20 protein-coding genes are annotated in these 20,070 nt (G+C 32.3%); 12 read left to right on the top strand and 8 right to left on the bottom strand.

What is annotated here, in order from left to right; genetic code table 11:
* The first annotated feature begins 80 nt into the window (after window positions 1-80).
* The 5 genes from M890_RS0112735 (at window position 81) to M890_RS0112755 (ending at window position 4,564) form a co-directional block, all read left to right on the top strand.
* Complete coding sequence (locus tag M890_RS0112735) at window positions 81-1,094, top strand: FIDD domain-containing protein (RefSeq protein WP_028283905.1); 1,014 nt, start codon at window positions 81-83, stop codon at window positions 1,092-1,094.
* Between the two features lie 195 nt (window positions 1,095-1,289).
* Entirely contained in the window at window positions 1,290-2,618 is a 1,329-nt protein-coding gene (gene ffh / locus M890_RS0112740; RefSeq protein WP_028283906.1) for a signal recognition particle protein, read from the top strand.
* 48 nt (window positions 2,619-2,666) lie between these two features.
* Complete coding sequence (locus M890_RS0112745) at window positions 2,667-3,557, top strand: bifunctional 5,10-methylenetetrahydrofolate dehydrogenase/5,10-methenyltetrahydrofolate cyclohydrolase (protein WP_028283907.1); 891 nt, start codon at window positions 2,667-2,669, stop codon at window positions 3,555-3,557.
* Between the two features lie 43 nt (window positions 3,558-3,600).
* Window positions 3,601-4,323: a YwaF family protein gene (locus M890_RS0112750; RefSeq protein ID WP_036597569.1), complete on the top strand. Its 723-nt coding sequence runs from the start codon at window positions 3,601-3,603 to the stop codon at window positions 4,321-4,323.
* 40 nt (window positions 4,324-4,363) lie between these two features.
* Complete coding sequence (locus M890_RS0112755; protein WP_028283909.1) at window positions 4,364-4,564, top strand: hypothetical protein; 201 nt, start codon at window positions 4,364-4,366, stop codon at window positions 4,562-4,564.
* Between the two features lie 381 nt (window positions 4,565-4,945).
* Here M890_RS0112755 and M890_RS0112760 read toward each other — a convergent pair whose 3' ends face one another.
* The 7 genes from M890_RS0112760 to M890_RS0112790 form a co-directional block, all read right to left on the bottom strand.
* Window positions 4,946-5,368 (bottom strand): VOC family protein, encoded by a 423-nt coding sequence (locus M890_RS0112760; protein ID WP_028283910.1) that lies wholly within the window; start codon window positions 5,366-5,368, stop codon window positions 4,946-4,948.
* Between the two features lie 3 nt (window positions 5,369-5,371).
* Window positions 5,372-6,265 (bottom strand): 23S rRNA pseudouridine(2604) synthase RluF, encoded by an 894-nt coding sequence (gene rluF / locus M890_RS16155; RefSeq protein WP_084553676.1) that lies wholly within the window; start codon window positions 6,263-6,265, stop codon window positions 5,372-5,374.
* Window positions 6,266-6,271: 6 nt separating this feature from the next.
* Complete coding sequence (locus tag M890_RS0112770) at window positions 6,272-7,111, bottom strand: alpha/beta hydrolase (RefSeq protein WP_036597572.1); 840 nt, start codon at window positions 7,109-7,111, stop codon at window positions 6,272-6,274.
* Window positions 7,112-7,116: 5 nt separating this feature from the next.
* A complete protein-coding gene (locus tag M890_RS0112775) occupies window positions 7,117-7,485 on the bottom strand; it encodes a cupin domain-containing protein (protein WP_028283912.1) in 369 nt (122 codons plus the stop codon).
* Window positions 7,486-7,613: 128 nt separating this feature from the next.
* Window positions 7,614-8,000 carry a hypothetical protein gene (locus M890_RS0112780; protein ID WP_028283913.1) on the bottom strand — a complete coding sequence of 129 codons (387 nt, stop codon included), beginning with the start codon at window positions 7,998-8,000 and terminating at the stop codon, window positions 7,614-7,616.
* A 12-nt stretch (window positions 8,001-8,012) separates the two neighbouring features.
* The gene (locus tag M890_RS0112785; RefSeq protein ID WP_028283914.1) at window positions 8,013-8,564 is read right to left on the bottom strand and encodes a hypothetical protein; all 552 of its coding nucleotides are present in this window, start codon (window positions 8,562-8,564) and stop codon (window positions 8,013-8,015) included.
* Window positions 8,565-8,632: 68 nt separating this feature from the next.
* Window positions 8,633-10,162: a helicase HerA-like domain-containing protein gene (locus M890_RS0112790; RefSeq protein WP_028283915.1), complete on the bottom strand. Its 1,530-nt coding sequence runs from the start codon at window positions 10,160-10,162 to the stop codon at window positions 8,633-8,635.
* Between the two features lie 105 nt (window positions 10,163-10,267).
* Here M890_RS0112790 and M890_RS0112795 point away from each other — a divergent pair, with 105 nt between their 5' ends.
* Window positions 10,268-10,897: a 7-carboxy-7-deazaguanine synthase QueE gene (locus M890_RS0112795; protein WP_028283916.1), complete on the top strand. Its 630-nt coding sequence runs from the start codon at window positions 10,268-10,270 to the stop codon at window positions 10,895-10,897.
* Window positions 10,898-10,962: 65 nt separating this feature from the next.
* Window positions 10,963-11,511: an HNH endonuclease gene (locus M890_RS0112800; protein ID WP_028283917.1), complete on the top strand. Its 549-nt coding sequence runs from the start codon at window positions 10,963-10,965 to the stop codon at window positions 11,509-11,511.
* On the opposite strand, the gene M890_RS0112805 is transcribed toward M890_RS0112800, so the two are convergent.
* Window positions 11,512-12,789: a YCF48-related protein gene (locus tag M890_RS0112805; RefSeq protein WP_028283918.1), complete on the bottom strand. Its 1,278-nt coding sequence runs from the start codon at window positions 12,787-12,789 to the stop codon at window positions 11,512-11,514.
* 192 nt (window positions 12,790-12,981) lie between these two features.
* Here M890_RS0112805 and asnB point away from each other — a divergent pair, with 192 nt between their 5' ends.
* From asnB to mdh, 5 genes are all read left to right on the top strand, one after another.
* Window positions 12,982-14,655, top strand: coding sequence for an asparagine synthase B (gene asnB / locus M890_RS0112810; protein WP_028283919.1), 1,674 nt, complete (start codon window positions 12,982-12,984; stop codon window positions 14,653-14,655).
* A 303-nt stretch (window positions 14,656-14,958) separates the two neighbouring features.
* Window positions 14,959-16,908, top strand: a complete 1,950-nt coding sequence (gene gyrB / locus M890_RS0112815; protein ID WP_028283920.1) for a DNA topoisomerase (ATP-hydrolyzing) subunit B — start codon at window positions 14,959-14,961, stop codon at window positions 16,906-16,908.
* Between the two features lie 89 nt (window positions 16,909-16,997).
* A complete protein-coding gene (locus M890_RS0112820) occupies window positions 16,998-17,969 on the top strand; it encodes a DUF6588 family protein (RefSeq protein ID WP_028283921.1) in 972 nt (323 codons plus the stop codon).
* A 52-nt stretch (window positions 17,970-18,021) separates the two neighbouring features.
* Entirely contained in the window at window positions 18,022-19,035 is a 1,014-nt protein-coding gene (locus tag M890_RS0112830) for a DUF6588 family protein (protein ID WP_028283922.1), read from the top strand.
* 92 nt (window positions 19,036-19,127) lie between these two features.
* Window positions 19,128-20,054, top strand: a complete 927-nt coding sequence (gene mdh, locus M890_RS0112835; protein ID WP_028283923.1) for a malate dehydrogenase — start codon at window positions 19,128-19,130, stop codon at window positions 20,052-20,054.
* Window positions 20,055-20,070 lie beyond the last annotated feature (16 nt).

Genomic DNA, 20,070 nt, shown 5'->3' on the forward strand with positions numbered 1-20,070 from the left:
ATTTTAAATAAACAACTGTTTTATATTTGAAACCATGTTAAACATATGCTGACTACTAGTGTATTAAAAATGTAATATCAATGAAAATTAAACAACCTCTTTTTGGATTATTACTAGTGTTTGGCTTGTTTTTTAATTGTCAAAATGAAACTGTAAATAGCGTTGATCAACAAAGTGAAACACTAGAATATAATTCTACTTTGTTTAATTTAATTAGCGCAATTGCATTGGATGAAGACATCAATTGCTTGGATTTTGAATATCCATTGACTGTTTCTATTTATGATGCAGATTTTCAGTTAACAGATGTCGTAACTATAAATAATGATGACGCATTATATTTATTTTTACAAACTTTAGACACCTCTATTGTAGCTAGTTTAAACTTTCCAATCACAATAGTTTTGCCTGATCAGCAACAAATAGAAGTAAATTCTAATCAAGCGTTACAAACTAGTATTACCCTAGAAGGTAATAGCTGTAATAATATAAGTAATTGTACCCAAACAGATGTAGTTAATTATTTAATGGATTGTAACCAATTACCAACAATAAATGGATTTTCACCTTACTTAACTCATTTTAATTTTCTGGAAGACAATAACATTACTATTTTATACGAAGGGGATTTGTTATTTAATGGTGTTTGGGATATTACGACTATAGATGGTAATGTTTATGTATTTATTACCATAAATGGATTGGACAATTATAATGGACAATGGGAAGTTGTACAATGTGAATCAGAACAATTAGTTTTAGAACAAAATGATTCAGTGTTGATATTTATCCAAAGTTGTAATTCAAATCCATTTAGTTGTTTTGAAGATATGACTTACACAGTCTGTGATGATGATGACGATTTAATAGTAACTTTTAATTTAGACGGATTTTATCAAGACTGCAATCAAAGTATTGTTGGTGTTAGTTATCATATATCTTATGAAGATGCTGCTAACAACGTCAATCCATTGGTGTCGACCTTTACAAATGTTACAAATCCACAAACCATTTATGTTAGGGTTGAGCAGTATAGTAATCCTGATATATATCAAATATTTACAAAAGATGTAACGGTTGAAGACTGTACATAATTAAATAATCAAAAAAAATAAGATAGTCATTAAACAGTCGTACTATTAAAAATTTAGTTTTAGTTAAGTTAATTATTATCATGTTTAAAAGGTTGCTAATTTTGGTAGCCTTTTTTTATGGAATTATTTATATATGAAACTTCGTAAATACGCTTCAAATTGCTATTTTTGTGCTTCTTAAAAACAGAAAAAATTATGTTTAATAATTTAAGCGAAAAGTTAGATAAAGCGTTACACGTACTAAAAGGACATGGTAGCATTACAGAAGTAAACGTTGCTGAAACCCTAAAAGAAGTACGTAGAGCACTTTTAGATGCCGATGTTAACTTTAAAATTGCTAAAGAATTTACTAATAAAGTAAAAGAAAAAGCACTAGGTCAAAACGTATTAACAACGTTACAACCAGGACAATTAATGGTTAAAATCGTTAAAGACGAATTAACTGAGCTAATGGGAGGAGATGTAGAAGGCATTAACATGTCTGGTACGCCAACTATTATATTAATGTCTGGTTTACAAGGGTCTGGTAAAACTACTTTTTCAGGTAAATTAGCCAACTTTTTAAAAACCAAAAAAACTAAAAAACCTTTATTAGTAGCCTGTGACGTTTATCGTCCAGCAGCTGTTGATCAATTACATGTTGTAGGAGATCAAATAAAAGTTGATGTTTATAGTGATAAAGGAAACACAGATCCAGTAGCTATTGCACAAGCAGGTATTGCACATGCAAAGCAAAATGGACATAACGTCGTTATAATTGATACAGCTGGTCGTTTAGCTGTGGATGAAGCGATGATGAAAGAAATTTCTAACATTCACAAAGCCATTCAACCACAAGAAACATTATTTGTAGTAGACTCTATGACTGGTCAAGATGCTGTAAATACAGCAAAAGCCTTTAATGATGTCTTAAACTTTGATGGTGTTATTTTAACCAAATTAGATGGTGATACACGTGGTGGAGCAGCAATATCTATTAAATCTGTAGTAAATAAACCAATTAAGTTTATTGGTACAGGAGAGAAGATGGAAGCGATTGATGTATTCTATCCTTCTCGTATGGCAGATCGTATTCTTGGAATGGGAGATGTTGTATCTTTAGTAGAGCGTGCTCAGGAACAATTTGATGAGGTAGAAGCTAGAAAATTACAAAAGAAAATCGCTAAAAATCAATTTGGTTTTGACGACTTCTTAAAGCAAATTCAGCAAATCAAGAAAATGGGTAACATGAAAGACCTTATTGGAATGATTCCTGGTGCTGGAAAAATGATGAAAGATATAGATATAGACGACGATGCCTTTAAAGGTATTGAAGCCATTATCCATTCCATGACTGTAAAAGAAAGAACAAATCCTTCTATTATCGATGCAAGTCGTAAAAAACGAATTGGTAAAGGATCAGGTACTTCTGTACAGGAAGTAAACCAATTACTTAAGCAATTTAATCAGATGAGCAAGATGATGAAAATGATGCAAGGAGGAAAAGGAAAAGCAATGATGCAAGCTATGAAAAACATGAGGTAACTCATGTTTTTTTATTTACAATAAATTCAAAACACAAAGCAACCAACAATGACAATTCTAGACGGAAAAAAAGTTAGTAACGACATTAAAAACGAAATCAAAGCTGAAGTCGATAAGATGAAAGCTAATGGCGAGAAAGTGCCACATCTTGCTGCTGTAATAGTAGGTAACGATGGTGCAAGTTTGACTTACGTTGGTAGTAAAGTTAGAGCTTGCGAGCGTGTAGGGTTTGAGTCTACAATGGTTAGATTGTCTAATACAACCAGTGAAGTTGAATTGTTAGATAAAATTGACGAGCTTAATAATAATCCTGATATTGATGGCTTTATTATTCAGTTGCCATTACCAGACCAAATAGATACACAAAAGGTATTAATGGCTGTGCATCCAGATAAGGATGTGGATGGGTTTCATCCAATGAATTTTGGTAAAATGGCATTAGACATGTCTACCTTTATTCCAGCAACACCATTTGGTATTTTAGAGCTATTAGATAGATATAACGTAGACACTAAAGGTAAGCACACAGTGGTTATTGGTCGTTCTCATATTGTAGGAAGACCAATGAGTATTTTAATGGGTCGTAAAGGGTTTCCTGGTAACAGTACAGTAACCTTAACACATAGTCACACTAAAAATATTACACAAATTACAAGTCAAGCAGACATTATAATTTCTGCGTTAGGTGTACCAAACTTTTTAAAAGCAGAAATGGTAAAAGATGATGCTGTTATTATTGATGTAGGTATTACTAGAGTACCTGACGACACTAAAGAAAGAGGTTACCGTATTACTGGTGATGTTGATTTTGAAAATGTTAGTAAAAAAGCTAGTCACATCACACCTGTTCCTGGTGGAGTAGGACCAATGACTATAGCCATGTTATTAAAAAACACCTTATTAGCTAGAGAACGTCACAGAAAATCTAATAAAAATTAATTACTTATTTTTAAACCTGAAATTAATCATTTCAGGTTTTTTTATGCAAATACTATCTCGTGTTCAGTTTGGAAGTTTAGAGCATCTTCTACCAATAATTGGGGCTATTATTTTGTGTTGGTTTTTATTTTATCTAATCAAAACACAATCAGATCATCTAAAGTTTAAAGTGTTTAAAGGCTTAGGTATTTTTGTGTCTGGTTTTATGGCTATTTTTCACTTGTATAAAATTGGACAAGGTGGTTATAGTTTACAAACAGATTTACCCTTGTTTTTATGTAGCTTTATGGCTTTGTTTATTTTTATATTCACTTTTACAAGACGGTTTTTACTCTTCGAAATCTTATTTTTTTGGACTATAGTAGGTACATCTCAAGGCGTTATTACACCAGATATTGAGGTAGGTTTTCCTAGTTATGATTATATAAGGTATTGGATTGTTCATCTTGGACTTTTAACTATTATAGCCTATGCTATAGTGGTCTTAAAAATGCGACCAAAATTTAAAAGTGTATTTAAATCTTTTGTAGTACTGCAGGTTTATGTTTTAATAATTATGGTAATTAACTACCTGTTGGATGCCAACTATTCTTATTTAAATAATAAACCACTTTCTGGATCAGTACTGGATTTGTTGGGTGATTGGCCAAACTATGTAATTGTAGTCCAATTAGCTTTATTACCATTGTTTTTGCTTATTTACTTACCTTTTTTTTGGTCTAATAAATATTTTAAGACAGAAAACAACAATAACAACATATATTAATATTACTTAAAATGAAAAATTATTTATATAACTATTGATTATGGGCACACAATATGGTGTAGCACAAAACAATGAACTGACTATCGAGGAATTTGAATCAATAGAAATTAGTGATGTATTATTTACTGATATTAAAAACACTAATGGAAATGAGACGTTGTTAACAAACATATTGGGCCCTAATATTACTTTTATTGACAATAATGATGATTCAAATGGAGAAGGAACAAAAAAGTATTAGTTAATTCAGATTTAGAATTTGTTTTTACTAATATAAACTCAGATGAATTTAATCCCGAGTTATTCTATTTAAAAACGGATACTATTGAAATAAAAAGTATTAGCATAAGTATAAATAATCACTATTCTATTTTAGGAAGTCCACTTTAAATTAGAAATAATAATGATGGTACAAAATCTATTATATTCACTAAACTGTCTGGTGATTGTTGTGCATTTGTTTTAGAAACAAACGAGTCTGGATTTATAACAAAAATCGAATATTTTGTTTGGACTTAAAATACTAACCACTTCAATAATTAAAAAAAGACCTCACAGTTTTTAAAATCTGTAAGGTCTAAATTTTATAATACTAGTTGGGTTTGCCTAGAACCAGTGAAAGTTACTTTGCAAACAACTGTGACTGATCTCTAAATGTTTTAAACTCTAAAGCATTACCAGAAGGGTCTTTAAAAAACATTGTTTTTTGCTCGCCAACTAAACCTTCAAATCTAACATAAGGTTCAATAATAAACTGAATATTTTTATTTTTTAAATGCGCTTCAAATTCCGCGAAAGCGTCCCAATCTAAAACCACACCAAAATGTGGTACTGGTACGTGTTTACCATCCACTTGGTTAGCAGCTTCAACGTCGTTAGTTTTAGCTTTATAATGAATTACTAATTGGTGGCCAAAAAAGTTAAAGTCTACCCAATGGTCGCTACTTCTTCCTTCTTTGCAGTTTAAAACATCTCTGTAAAACAGACGACACTCCTCTAGGTTGTAAACAGGAATGGCTAAATGAAAAGGTGATACTGTACTCATTATTTAATGGTCTTTGCGTCTGTTTCTAATTGGTCGCTCACGATTAGGTCGCTCTCCTTTAAACGATTCTCTATTAGGTTGATCTTTTGGTTTGACTCTGTCTTTAGTTGGTGTGTCTTTAACAGGTTTACTAGATCTAGAGAGACTGTCTTTTGCTGTTTTAGCTTCGTGTATCTTGGTCGAATCCTCTAAAAGCAAGTGCAATGTTTTTAGCTCTTTTTCTGTAAACTCTCTGTATTCTCCAACAGGAACATCCAACTTAATATTCATGATTCTAACACGTCTTAATGAAGTGACTTCATAAGTTAAATATTCGCACATACGTCTAATCTGCCTATTTAAACCTTGTGTCAAAATAATCCTGAAGGTATGCGAGTCTATTTTTTTAACCGAACATTTTTTAGTCGTACGATCTAAATCTTCTAGATAAATACCACTTGCCATTCTGTTTATAAAGGTTTGTGATATTGGTTTGTCTACAGTAACAATATACTCTTTGTCGTGATTGTTACTAGCACGTAAAATTTTGTTTACAATATCACCATCGTCAGTCATAAAAATTAATCCATCACTTAACTTATCTAAACGACCAATAGGAAAAATACGTTTGGGATAGTTTATGTAATCTATAATATTGTCTTTTTCAACAGAGGTATCTGTAGTACAAACAATACCTACAGGTTTGTTAAAAGCTAAGTAAATTGGCTTGTCAGTATTGTTTTTAATAATTTCACCATCTACAGCAACAACATCATTTGGACTTACTTTTGTACCCATTTCTGGCACAACGCCATTAATTGTAACACGTCCAGCGTCAATTAATTTATCACCTTCACGACGCGAGCAAAAACCAGCTTCGCTAAGGTATTTATTGAGTCTTGTTAATTTTTCTTCCAAAATATATTACGCTTTAATAAAATTAATAACAGCTTTGTTTACGCTATCGTCACGTAATCCATGACCAAAACCATCTGTAGTTAGTAATGTTGAATTTTTAAAGTTAGATGAAATTAGCTCAGCCTCATCATATTGTATAATCTTATCACCTTTATCGTGGATGATAAGTCCTTCTAAATTAATTTCTTTTGAAAATTTAGCTGCCGAAAAATGTGAAGGCATATAATTAAAACGTTCTAAAACTAGCTGATTTAGTCCATTTTCAATGCGTTTATTAAATCCTAACATGTTAACATAGTTTTTAAAAACATTTGTAAACTCTGAAGGTGCGCCAAGTAAAATCATTTTTTGTAAAGCGTCATTTTGATATTTATGTTGAAAAAACACAGATGCCATTCCACCAACCGAATGGCCAACAATTACGTTAGCCTTGTAATGTTTTGCAACAACATTTAAAAACTCGGAATACAAAATAGCATTAAACTGCGTACCACTAGATTTACCGTGAGCAGGACCATCTAAAGACACCACATTGTAATCTAAATCTTGTAAAGCTTCGACTAATTTTTTCCATCTAAAAGTATTGCTTTCCCAACCATGTGCAAGTAAGATGGTTTTTTTTGTACCTACCCAATGGTAAGTTTGTATAGTGTGGTCTTGGTAGTTTAAAGTGTTTTGGTTAGCTGTATTTAAAAACGGTTGATGTTTGTCTTTAAAACGTCCTTGTCTAGGTGTTGCAAAAATGTCTAATGCTTTTGTGCTAGCAAATTTAGGTGCAACATAACTAACCGCATTTAAACCGTTACCAATTATTTTAGGAAGTACTTTTGCGATTTTCTTTTTCATTTTTTTTAGTCTTCTCTGTTTACCAAATCCATTGAAAATGCTGGAGTACAAATTGCAATATACTCGCAAGCAATTGTAAAAGGATTGGAGTATTGTACACGAGTATTTTTTTCAATTTTAATGGATTGTCCAGCTTCAAGGATTATTTCTTCACCTTCAATAATAAACTGTTTTTTACCTTTAATAATATAAGTGTACTCATCAAACGCTGGTGTTTGAAAAGGCTCACTCCAACCTGCTGGAGCAATCATATGTGCTATGCTAATATCTTTATTACCATCTGTGGCTAACCCAAAGTGTTCTTCAATAACTTTACCATCAGTTGTAGGTACAACAAATGGGCTGTTTTGGATTTTATATTTTTTGTTTTTCATTTTAAAAAATTATGTAAATTACTTTGCATAAGTATTTAATATGCAATAATTAAGATTAGTATCAAAAATATTAACCTGAATTTATAGTTTAAATAGCCTAATCAGTTACTATTACTTTGATAAATGTCTTAAATCTTAGACTCATATTTAACTATAATGTCTTCAATAGTTTTAAAGTCCTGAATAGATAATAATCTTCCGTCAATTAAAAAATCATTTTGATTATCTGATACTAATTTTAATCCAAAATCATTTCGATTAACTCTATTTAATTCTTTTAAATTAAAAGATTTAACAAATAAACCAACGGTTTTAATAGTATCGTTTTCTATTTTATATAAATTTCTTTTATCCAAAAAATAAGAATACAAATAAAAAAGCACCATTGGTATGGCTAATAGTTGTAAAGTTTGGTTTTTCTGATTATCAATTAAAAAGAAAGACAATCCAAATGCCATCCAAAGTACAGCAGATAAAATATCTGCTTTTCTTTTTTTTATATTCTTGAACTCCATATTATCTAAAACCTACCAACCTAAAATAAAGTGTTTAATCTTAGCGGTTTCTGGTATGTTAGCTTCTTCTATTTTTTTGGTCATATCAAATCTAAACTCTGACGGTAATTCATTTTTATCAATTAAGAAAAAGGCATCAGTTTCTTTAACAAAAATAGATGCGCTTTTAAATGAATTCTGAATGCTTGTTATTGTATACTTTGCTTTAATATCTCCAAACGTACTGTTGCTAGTTATCCCTTTGTCTGTTTTAAATCTTGAGTCTTTTATTTTAATACTAGCGATTGTTGCAGTAGAGTCTAATGCTTGTTTTGGCGTTAAGCTTAATAGGTGTTTGCCTCCTTTTTCATAAATTTCAATAGTATTTAAAGCACCTGTAAACTCGTCTCCAGCAATTGGACTTATTACTGAGTCGTTTATAAAGATAGTTTTTAAATCTTTGACTTGAGTAGAGTCTGTTAATAATCCAATATTTTGGTTCTGCACTAAATATGGATCTGCAGCTTTGTTACATGACGTTACTAGCACAGCTAAAAGACCTAAGGTTACTATTGTTTTTTTCATTGAGGTTATGTGGGTTTTGTTTTCGCTTAAGCGAAATTATTTTGTTTGTTATTCTGTTTTTAAATTGATTATTTCATCACGCGTTTTAAAATTCCAAAAACGCTTCTAATAAATGTAGCACTTGTTAATACTTTAATAATTGGGTTTTGAGCAGTGCTACGTCTTCTAGTGGTTGTTGATCTAGATTGTTTTTCGGCTTTTTCTTTTTCGGCCTTTTTATCTTCTTCAAGCTGTAACGCTTCAGCAGTTTCTATTTTTTTATTTAAAAGTTCATAAGCACTTTCACGATCTATAGTTTCGTTATATTTTAAAACTAACTTAGAATCGTCCAATAGGTTTTGCAACTCGACGTCTGTTAACACATCCATTCTACTCATTGGTGCACGCATCATTGTGGCAGCTAATGGTGTTGGTCTTCCTTTTTCGTCTAAAGCAGACACTAACGCTTCTCCAGTACCTAATGAGGTTAATACATCTGCAGTGTCATAATACGCTGTGTCTGGATAATTTTGTGCTGTTAGCTTAATAGCTTTTCTGTCTTTTGCAGTAAACGCACGTAAAGCATGTTGGATTTTTAACCCTAATTGGCTTAATACACCTTCTGGTACATCTGTTGGATTTTGTGTTACAAAGTATAAACCAACACCTTTACTACGTATTAGTTTAACAATGCTTTCTATTTGATTTAATAAGGCTTTTGAAGCTTCGTTAAAAATCAAATGCGCTTCGTCTATAAACATGATTAATTCTGGTTTTCCAGAGTCACCTTGTTCTGGTAAAGTCTCATATATTTCGGCCAATAAACTTAACATAAATGTCGAGAATAATTTTGGTCTGTCTTGTATATCTGTAAGTCTAATAATGTTTATGTAACCACGACCATCTCTAGTGGTGCGTAGTAAATCTTCTACCTCAAAACTTTTTTCGCCAAAAAATAAATCGCCACCTTGTTGCTCAATTTCGATAACCTTTCTTAAAATTGCTCCTGTTGAAGCAGACGAGATGCGACCATACTCGTCCTGAAACTCTTCTTTACCTTCGTTAGTGCAGTATTGTAATATTTTTTTAAAATCTTTTAAATCTAATAAAGGCAATTTGTTGTCGTCACAATATTTAAAAATTACTGCTACAACGCCAGATTGTGTGTCTGTAAGATCCAAAATTCTAGATAACAATACAGGGCCAAACTCGCTAACAGTAGCACGTAATCTTACACCATTTTGTTCGGATAAGCTCATGATTTCTACAGGAAATCCTTTGGCTTCAAACGGTAAGCCTATTTTAGCATGACGTTCGTCAATTTTAGCATGTCCTGGACTAGGTTGTGCAATACCACTTAAATCTCCTTTTATATCCATAAGCAAGACCGGAATCCCTTTGTCACTAAGGTTTTCTGCCAACACTTGAAGTGTTTTTGTTTTTCCTGTTCCAGTTGCACCAGCTATTAAACCATGTCTGTTCATAGTTTTTAATGGTACGTTTACAAAAGCATCTTTTATGGTTTGACCATCTAACATAGCCGAACCTAATGTGATGTAATCGCCTTTACAAGTGTTTCCTTCTATGATGTGATTGAAAAATTCGTCTTGTCTACTCATTCTAAAAAAATTTGATGTAAAAATACTAATCTTAGCGCAAATCATTGAAAACTTTCAACTTTAAATGCTTAAATTTTCCGTTAGATAAGATTATATTTGCAAGCTATGAAGCAAGAGACACAAGATTTAGTTAACAAAGGATTAATGTTGCCTTTAATGGAGGAGTTTTACACCATTCAAGGAGAAGGATATCATAAAGGAACAGCTGCTTATTTTATAAGAATTGGTGGTTGCGATGTTGGTTGTCATTGGTGTGATGTTAAAGAAAGTTGGAATGCCGATTTACATCCTCCAACTAGTACAGATGTTATTGTTGCTAATGCTAAAAAGTATAGCGATACTGTAGTTGTAACAGGAGGAGAACCATTAACATGGGATATGACAGCCTTAACAAATAAGCTTAAAGCTGAAGGTTGTAAAATTCATATTGAAACCTCAGGAGCTTACGAGTTAACTGGTCAATGGGATTGGATTTGCTTGTCACCAAAAAAAATGAAACTGCCTACTCAAGGTGTTTATGATAAAGCACACGAGTTAAAGTGTATTATTTATAATAAAGATGATTTTAAATTTGCTGAAGCGCAAGCAGCCAAAGTAAACAAAGATTGTATTTTATATTTACAACCAGAGTGGAGCAAGCGTGATACAATGATACCAATGATTGTAGATTACGTAATGGCTAATCCAAAATGGAAAGTATCGCTACAAACCCACAAGTATCTTAATATTCCGTAAAATAGTTGTATTTTTGTGATATAGCTATTAATCATAGCGTAAGTAATCCTTATAAACTTTACATTATGATTAGAAATTTTTACAACGAAAAATGGAAACCTGTCCAATTTGATGACAATGTTTCTGATAAAATGATTTTTAAAATATCTAACTATGGACGACTTATAAAAGTTGAAGATGGCGTAGATGTTTTGATAGAAAAACAATATCCTATTAATGGGTATAGTACAGTTCCTGTTTTAAAAAAAGACGGTAAACGTACAGCAAGATATATTCACAAATTAGTTGCACAACACCATTTAAACAAACCAGAAGACGCAAAATTTGTGATCCACTTAGATTACGATAAAAGTAATAATGCAGTCGAAAATTTAAAATGGGCAACTAAACGTGAAAAGGAAATCCATCAATTTAAAAATCCGCATTATCTTACTAGAAAAAAAGTGATAACAACCTCTAAGTTAACCGAAACAGAGGTGATTAGACTCAAAAAGCGTCTTTTTGATCCAAATAGACGCACTAGATTAAAGATTTTAGCGCGACAATTTGGAGTTTCAGAAATGCAATTACATCGTATTAAAACTGGCGAAAATTGGGGACATGTAAAAGTGTAACTATTGTTTGATAAACTTAATTGTTTGTCGTCCACTATTATTATGAAAATCTAAGAAATAGATTCCAGTTGCTAAGTCCGTAACCTGAAACTTATAATGTCTTTCTGTACTACTAGCTTTAATAATTTCTCTGGATAGTTGTTTTATAAAACGACTGTTGGAATCATAAAGTTCAATTAATAAATTATCATCACTTTTAAAATCTATTGAAAATTCAAGATTGTTTTCAACTGGATTTTTTAGTAATGTAATCTGTAGTGGCGATTTTGATGGTATAGAGAAATCTTCGGTATTTAAAGTTTGATCTGTGTATTTATAAAGGGTAGTGCCAGATGCGTAAGCTTGACCTGATGAGGTGACAAATATTCGATTTAAATTATTGCCAATGTTTAAGTTAGTCCAAGTTACACCTCCATCAATAGTTTCATAAAATCCGGTTGTGTGTCCTCCAATCCATCCATGAGTTTCGGATGTAAATCCAACTGCTTGTAAGTGGGTTTCTGGTGCGTTGGTACTAAACCAAGTTGCACCACTATCTGTAGACTTAATAAACTGACCTAATGTAGTTGCTGTGGACTCCACAGCTCCAAAAATTACATTTGTATTACTTTCTAATATTTGTATTTTCCAAACGTAATCTCCAATAATGTTAGAGTTGTATATCTCTGTCCAAGTAGTTCCACCATCCATGGTTTTTAAAATAACACCACCTGTTGCACTTTTTCCTGAAGCATAGCCTAGGTTTTCGGTTACAAAATAAATTTCGACTAAAGCATCAGCAAAAGCAGACATGTCTATAATTGTCCAGTTGTTACCACTATCTGAAGATTTAATTATAAAAGCAGGACTAAAGTAAGCACCACAACCATAAATTGTAGAGGTTCCAACAGCATCTAATCCGCAAATAGCAACTGGATTTGGTGTAATATTAGTTACAGATGTCCACGTGACTCCACCATCTGTGGTTTTGTAAAACAGACCATTTAAAGTGCCTAAAAATCCTACATCTTCATTTAAAAATTCAATATTTCTAAAATAATGACTACTGCCTAAATCTGTTTGATTTAGTTGTTCTGACCAAGTTAAACCACCATCTGTGGTTTTATATACAGCTGCGTAAAATCCATTTGCAGCCCAACCTAAATTATCATCTAAAAAAAACACATCGTCAAAACGTTGGTTGTTAGGATTAGAAATAATATTGGGTAGTGGTTGCCAAGTAGCTTGTGCAGTAAGTTTTAAGCTTATTAAAATAAAAAAAAGGACAAATAATCTCATTATGGTTTGGGGTTAACTATCAGTTTGTAAAGTTAAGAATACTTTTAACTAACTAAAAAATGATATTTTATAACATAATATTATTTATTTGTATAAATATGTAAGCATTAATACGTTTAGTGTTTTAATTATGAAACATAAAGCTAATATTTGCTTCATCAATTAGAATTAAAGAATTTAAAATATAAAATTATGTGTGGAATTGTATGTGCTTTCGACCTAAAACAAAAAAGTGAAGATTTAAGACCTCAAGTGTTAGAAATGTCTAAAACTATTCGTCATCGTGGACCAGATTGGTCAGGTATTTATAGTGATGATAAAGCTATTTTAGCACATGAACGTTTAGCAATTGTTGATCCTGCTTCAGGAAAACAACCTTTATTTAGTCCTGATAATAAATTGGTTTTAGCTGCAAATGGCGAAATATACAATCACAGAGATTTGCGTAAGCAGTTTGAAGGGAAATATGATTTTCAAACACAAAGTGACTGCGAAGTAATCTTAGCATTATATCAAGAAAAAGGTGTTGATTTTGTGGATGAAATGAACGGGATTTTTGGATTTGCAATTTATGATGTAGAAAAAGATGAATACTTTATCGCTCGTGATCACATGGGAATTATTCCATTATATATTGGCTGGGATCAAAACGGAACATTTTATGTAGCTTCAGAATTAAAGGCTTTAGAAGGTATTTGTACTAAAATTGAATTATTTCCTCCAGGACATTATATGTCTAGCAAAGATGGTGAGTTTGTAAAATGGTATAACAGAGATTGGGCAGATTATGATGCTGTAAAAGATAACGAAACGAGTATTGCAGAGGTTAAAGAAGCTTTAGAAGCTGCTGTACATAGACAGTTAATGAGTGATGTGCCTTACGGAGTTTTGCTTTCAGGTGGATTAGATAGTTCTGTAACTTCTGCAATTGCAAAAAAATACGCACAAAAACGCATCGAGTCAGATGACCAGTCGGATGCTTGGTATCCGCAATTACATAGCTTTTCTGTTGGGTTAGAAGGCTCTCCAGATTTAGCTGCAGCACAAAAAGTTGCAGATCATATCGGGACAGTTCACCATGAAATTAAATTTACAATTCAAGAAGGTTTAGATGCTATTAAGGATGTAATTTATAACATCGAAACTTATGATATTACAACAATCCGATCATCAACACCAATGTATTTAATGGCAAGAGTTATTAAATCTATGGGAATTAAAATGGTGTTATCAGGTGAAGGAGCAGATGAAATTTTTGGTGGATACTTATACTTTCATAAAGCACCAAATGCAAAAGAATTTCATGAAGAAACAGTGCGCAAGCTTAATAAATTACATATGTACGATTGTTTAAGAGCAAACAAAAGTTTAGCTGCTTGGGGAATTGAAGGACGTGTCCCATTTTTGGATAAAGAGTTTATGGATGTAGCTATGCGTATTAACCCACAAGATAAAATGATTAATGGAGAACGTATGGAAAAATGGGTCGTACGTAAAGCATTTGAGGATATGTTACCAGAAAGTGTAGCCTGGAGACAAAAAGAACAATTTAGCGATGGAGTTGGCTACAGCTGGATAGATACATTAAAAGAAGTGGTTAATGAAGCGGTAACAGATGATCAAATGGCTAATGCAAAATTTAGATTCCCAATTCAAACACCACAAAACAAAGAAGAGTTTTACTATCGTTCTATTTTTGAAGAACACTTCCCAAGTGATGCAGCAGCTTTAAGCGTGCCTCAAGAAGCAAGTGTGGCTTGTAGTACAGCAACTGCGTTAGAGTGGGATGAGGCTTTTAAAAACATGAATGAGCCAAGTGGTCGTGCAATAGCAAATGTCCATGATAAGTCTTATGCTACTTCATAATTAAGCATAAAATTAGCAGAAAGTATATATAATAATAGCTTCAAAACCTCGCTTAGGCGAGGTTTTGTGTTTTTCGGTCTTAAAAGAAACAATTAAAATTGTCAAAATCTATTTTAAAGTGGTTTTTAAGCCTTTTAAGACACTTTTTTAATAATTAACAAATGTTAATAATTTTTAAGCTAAGCGCTTAAATACACTTGAAAAACGTTTTTAATTGTGTATATTTGTTTGTATTCAAAAGGATGCCTAATCGCATCTTTTTTTATGCCTTAATAACAGAAATAGATCATAAACAATATAAATATGAGCGAAAAAAAGGAAGAGTTTAACAAACACAATTATTCTGCTGATAGTATCCAAGCGCTAGAAGGGATGGAGCACGTACGTATGCGTCCTTCTATGTATATTGGAGATGTTGGTGTACGTGGTTTACACCATTTAGTATATGAAGTTGTAGATAACTCGATTGACGAAGCTTTAGCTGGTCATTGTGATAACATCACAGTAACAATTAACGAGGATAACTCAATCACTACAGAAGATGATGGACGTGGTATTCCTGTTGATCTTCACAAAAAAGAAGGTATTTCTGCATTAGAAGTTGTAATGACTAAAATTGGTGCTGGAGGTAAATTTGATAAAGATTCCTATAAGGTTTCTGGAGGACTTCACGGTGTTGGTGTAAGTTGTGTTAATGCATTATCAGAGCACCTAACAGCAACCGTTTATAGAGACGGTAAAATATGGGAACAAGAATACGAAAGAGGTAAGTCTTTATATCCTGTAAAAGCAATTGGTGATACAGATAAGAGAGGTACTACAGTAACTTTTAAACCAGATTCAACAATTTTTACACAAACGCTAGAGTATAATTATGATACGTTAGCTAGTAGAATGCGCGAATTGGCATACTTAAACAAAGGAATTACAATCCATTTAGTAGATAAAAGATTTACTAAAGAAGATGGTTCTTTTGAAGGAGAAACGTTTCATAGTGAAGAAGGTCTTAAAGAGTTTATCAAGTTTCTAGACGGAAACAGAGAGCCTTTAATGAAAGATGTGATTTCTTTTGAAGGAGAAAAAAATGGAGTGCCTGTTGAGGTTGCAATGGTATATAATACTAGTTATGCAGAAAACTTACACTCTTACGTAAATAATATTAATACTCACGAAGGAGGTACACACCTTTCAGGTTTTAGACGTGGATTAACGCATACACTTAAAAAATATGCTGACGAGTCTGGAATGTTGGACAAATTAAAGTTTGATATTGCAGGAGATGACTTCCGTGAAGGTCTTACAGCAATTGTATCTGTAAAAGTACAAGAGCCACAATTTGAAGGACAAACAAAAACTAAATTAGGTAACCGTGAAGTGTCTGCATCTGTAAGTCAGGCAGTATCAGAAATGTTATCAGATTATTTAGAGGAGCATCCAGAAGACGCTAAAACCATTGTGCAAAAAGTAATTCTTGCAGCACAAGCAAGGCATGCAGCTCAAAAAGCGCGTGAAATGGTACAGCGTAAAACAGTAATGAGTATAGGTGGATTACCTGGAAAATTATCGGATTGTTCAGAACAAGACCCATCTAAATGTGAGGTTTACCTTGTCGAGGGAGATTCGGCAGGTGGAACAGCAAAACAAGGTCGTGATCGTGCATTTCAAGCCATTTTACCTTTACGTGGTAAGATATTGAATGTTGAAAAAGCCATGACACATAAAGTGTTTGAAAACGAAGAGATTAAAAATATCTTTACAGCTTTAGGTGTAACTATAGGTACCGAAGAAGATAGTAAGGCGTTAAACCTTTCTAAATTAAGATACCATAAAATAGTAATCATGTGTGATGCCGATATTGATGGTTCGCACATTGAAACACTTATATTGACGTTCTTCTTTAGATTCATGAAAGAGTTAATTGAAAATGGGCACATTTACATTGCTACTCCACCTTTATATTTAGTTAAAAAAGGTGCTAAAAAACAATATGCTTGGTCAGATGAAGAGCGTATTGCTATTATGAAAGATTTTGGAGAGTCAGCAAAAATCCAACGTTATAAAGGTCTTGGAGAGATGAATGCAGAACAACTTTGGGACACAACAATGAATCCTGAATTTAGAACGCTACGTCAAATCCAAATCGATAATGGTGTAGAAGCAGATCGTGTGTTCTCTATGTTAATGGGTGACGAAGTGCCACCAAGACGTGATTTTATTGAGAAAAATGCTATTTACGCAAACATCGACGCGTAAATATTAAATATAATTTTATATTGCAAAGGAAACATTATTAAAATGTTTCCTTTTTTTTATGCCTAAATTTAACTTAACCTTGACTTAGCATGATTAAATACAAGCTATTATTAATAGTGTCTGTAATATGTTGTAATTCAGTATTTTCTCAGTTTGAAGATGTTAAAGCTGTAGCCGAAGATTTAATATTTTTAACAGATCAATACATCACTCCAGCAGCAAATGCATCAGTATTTCAGGCTTCAGGAGGTTGGTATACAAGCGTCAAACCTAAAGATAAATTTGATGTAGAGTTGTCAATGCAATATAACGTTTTGTTAATTCCGAATAATCAAAAGGCCTTTTTAGTAAATGAAGCACAGCTTCAAAATATAGGAATTCAAGGTAATGCTAGTTCATCATTAATACCATCTGCATTAGGAGACGATAATATTGTAGTTTTAGAAGGCTCTATAAACGATGAGGTTTTTGAATTTGATGCACCAGAAGGTATAAATGCCAATACAGTACAACATGGTCAAGTCCAAGCAAGCGTTGGTTTATGGAAAAAAACAAATGTAATTGTCAGGTTGGCACCAAGTATAAAAATTAATAGCTCTGTCTATAAGTCTTTAGGTTTTGGTGTAATGCACAATCTAAATCAATGGTTTGCTGTGTTAAATAATAGTAGTTTTAATTTTGCTTTTTTAGGGACATATTCTAATTACTCAGTTGACGAAGATTTTAACGTAGCAGATTTAATAATTGGTAAGATTAACGCAATAAAAGTAGATGGTCAATCGTATGGGTTTAATCTTATATCGTCCAAAACCTTTAATAATTTTGACGTATCATTAGGGTTGGGTTTGACAACATCAAATTTTGAATATAAGGTTGGAGGAGAAGGCGATTTATTGTTGGATATACTTAATACAGGTTTAGAAACGTTAAGTAAAAGTAAAACAAATTTTAAATCAGATTTGTCCGTTAATTACAACTTAAATAATTTTTCAATAAATTCCATGTTGACCTTTGGAAATTTCTCCAATATTGTGGTTGGTTTAAATTATAATTTTATTTAGAACCAATTCATCAAAATTTTCGTAAAATATAGTAAACAAAAATATTTTTAAAATGAAAAAATTAGTCATACTAATAAGTTTTATATTTTTTTCTCAAAGCAATTTTGCTCAGCAAAACTTAAACGATTTATTAGCAGCAGGTGTTAATGATGCAAAAAGATTCTCTGAAGGCTACTTATTGCCAGCAACAAATGGTTTGGCTTATGGGATAAGCTCAGGCTGGTTTAATAATGCAAAAACACCAAAAAAGTATGGCTTTGAACTGTCTATTATTGGTAATACTTCTTTCATTAAAGATGAAAATAAAAGTTTTAATTTAAATGTTTCAGATTATGAAAACATTAGATTTCCGGACAATAGTCCTTCAAAAAATGTAGCTACAGCATTAGGCCACAATGACCCAGAGGTTACTGTTTTAGTTACGTATCAAGATCCAATATTTGGTAATCAAGAAGTAGAATTAACTTTACCAACCGGAATTGGTTCATCAAATGTAAATTTAATTCCAACTGCTTTTTTACAAGGTAGCTTTACTTTGTTTGAAGGCACACAAATCAAAGGACGTTTTTTTCCAAAAGTAGAAACTGAAGACGTTAAAATAGGATTATATGGTATTGGTGTACAGCAAGAATTTACCACATGGTTACCAGAGGATAGTAATTTTCCTTTAGCCATATCAGGTTTAGTGTCCTACACACATTTAGATGCAAATTATGATTTTACAAATACCGAAGTAGTGGATGGCGAAAATCAACAAGTACAAACCAATGTTAACAGTTTATTGTTTCAGTTAATAGCAGGTACAAATTTTAAGGTTTTAAATTTTTATGGTGCAGTTGGTTACTTAAGTGCAACCTCAGAAACAGATTTGTTAGGTACTTACAGAGTGTCTGATGGTATTTTATTTTCAGAAGAAATTGTTGATCCTTTTTCGGTAGATTCTAAGGCAAACGGAGTAACAGCAACGCTTGGCGCAAATGTTAAGGCTGGTTTTTTTGGCATAAATGCTTCTTACACATTAGCGGATTTTGACACAGCATCTCTAGGAATTAATTTCATGTTCTAGAATTATTATTTTCTTAATAAAAAGTAATTTTAAAATGTTAATTTTGTAAAACTTAAAACAAACACAATTAATTTTTTAAATACAAAATACATATGAAAGTAACAGTAGTTGGAGCAGGAGCAGTTGGAGCAAGTTGTGCAGAATATATTGCCATTAAAAACTTTGCGTCAGAAGTTGTTTTATTAGACATTAAAGAAGGTTTTGCAGAAGGTAAAGCAATGGATTTAATGCAAACAGCATCTTTAAACGGTTTTGATACAAAAATAACAGGTGTGACTAATGATTATAGTCAAACAGCAGGAAGTGATATTTGTGTTATTACTTCAGGTATTCCAAGAAAACCAGGGATGACTCGTGAAGAGTTAATTGGGATTAATGCAGGAATTGTTAAAACAGTATCAGCTAGTTTAATAAAAAACTCGCCAGATACAATAATTATAGTTGTTAGTAATCCAATGGATACAATGACTTATTTAGTTCACAAAACTACAGGTTTACCAAAAAATAGAATCATCGGAATGGGTGGAGCTTTAGATTCTGCACGTTTTAAATATAGATTAGCAGAGGCTTTAGGAGCACCTATTAGTGATGTTGACGGTATGGTAATTGGTGGGCACTCTGATAAAGGGATGGTACCATTAACTGCACACGCAACTAGAAACAGTGTTAAAGTATCTGAGTTTTTATCTGAAGAAAGATTAGATCAAGTAAAAGAAGATACTAAAGTAGGTGGAGCAACATTAACTAAATTATTAGGTACTTCTGCTTGGTATGCACCAGGAGCAGCTGTAAGTGGATTGGTTCAAGCAATTGCGTGTGACCAGAAAAAAATGTTCCCTTGTTCTGTTTTATTAGATGGTGAATACGGATTAAAAGACTTATGTATTGGGGTTCCAGTAATTTTAGGTCGTAATGGAATCGAAAAAATTGTAGAGATAAACCTTAGTGAGGCAGAAAAAGCTCACATGCAGGAAAGTGCAAAAGGAGTATCTGCAACCAATGGATTGTTAGAACTTTAATTTTCTATACCAGTTG

Origin of the sequence: Olleya marilimosa CAM030 (assembly GCF_000518485.1) — a bacterium.
GTDB lineage: Bacteria > Bacteroidota > Bacteroidia > Flavobacteriales > Flavobacteriaceae > Olleya > Olleya marilimosa.

Coding starts and splice junctions, on each gene's coding strand:
- M890_RS0112735 (WP_028283905.1), top strand. CDS start 81: ATGAAAATTAAACAACCTCTTTTTGGATTATTACTAGTGTTTGGCTTG.
- ffh (WP_028283906.1), top strand. CDS start 1,290: ATGTTTAATAATTTAAGCGAAAAGTTAGATAAAGCGTTACACGTACTA.
- M890_RS0112745 (WP_028283907.1), top strand. CDS start 2,667: ATGACAATTCTAGACGGAAAAAAAGTTAGTAACGACATTAAAAACGAA.
- M890_RS0112750 (WP_036597569.1), top strand. CDS start 3,601: ATGCAAATACTATCTCGTGTTCAGTTTGGAAGTTTAGAGCATCTTCTA.
- M890_RS0112755 (WP_028283909.1), top strand. CDS start 4,364: ATGGGCACACAATATGGTGTAGCACAAAACAATGAACTGACTATCGAG.
- M890_RS0112760 (WP_028283910.1), bottom strand. CDS start 5,368: ATGAGTACAGTATCACCTTTTCATTTAGCCATTCCTGTTTACAACCTA.
- M890_RS0112770 (WP_036597572.1), bottom strand. CDS start 7,111: ATGAAAAAGAAAATCGCAAAAGTACTTCCTAAAATAATTGGTAACGGT.
- M890_RS0112775 (WP_028283912.1), bottom strand. CDS start 7,485: ATGAAAAACAAAAAATATAAAATCCAAAACAGCCCATTTGTTGTACCT.
- M890_RS0112780 (WP_028283913.1), bottom strand. CDS start 8,000: ATGGAGTTCAAGAATATAAAAAAAAGAAAAGCAGATATTTTATCTGCT.
- M890_RS0112785 (WP_028283914.1), bottom strand. CDS start 8,564: ATGAAAAAAACAATAGTAACCTTAGGTCTTTTAGCTGTGCTAGTAACG.
- M890_RS0112790 (WP_028283915.1), bottom strand. CDS start 10,162: ATGAGTAGACAAGACGAATTTTTCAATCACATCATAGAAGGAAACACT.
- M890_RS0112795 (WP_028283916.1), top strand. CDS start 10,268: ATGAAGCAAGAGACACAAGATTTAGTTAACAAAGGATTAATGTTGCCT.
- M890_RS0112800 (WP_028283917.1), top strand. CDS start 10,963: ATGATTAGAAATTTTTACAACGAAAAATGGAAACCTGTCCAATTTGAT.
- M890_RS0112805 (WP_028283918.1), bottom strand. CDS start 12,789: ATGAGATTATTTGTCCTTTTTTTTATTTTAATAAGCTTAAAACTTACT.
- asnB (WP_028283919.1), top strand. CDS start 12,982: ATGTGTGGAATTGTATGTGCTTTCGACCTAAAACAAAAAAGTGAAGAT.
- gyrB (WP_028283920.1), top strand. CDS start 14,959: ATGAGCGAAAAAAAGGAAGAGTTTAACAAACACAATTATTCTGCTGAT.
- M890_RS0112820 (WP_028283921.1), top strand. CDS start 16,998: ATGATTAAATACAAGCTATTATTAATAGTGTCTGTAATATGTTGTAAT.
- M890_RS0112830 (WP_028283922.1), top strand. CDS start 18,022: ATGAAAAAATTAGTCATACTAATAAGTTTTATATTTTTTTCTCAAAGC.
- mdh (WP_028283923.1), top strand. CDS start 19,128: ATGAAAGTAACAGTAGTTGGAGCAGGAGCAGTTGGAGCAAGTTGTGCA.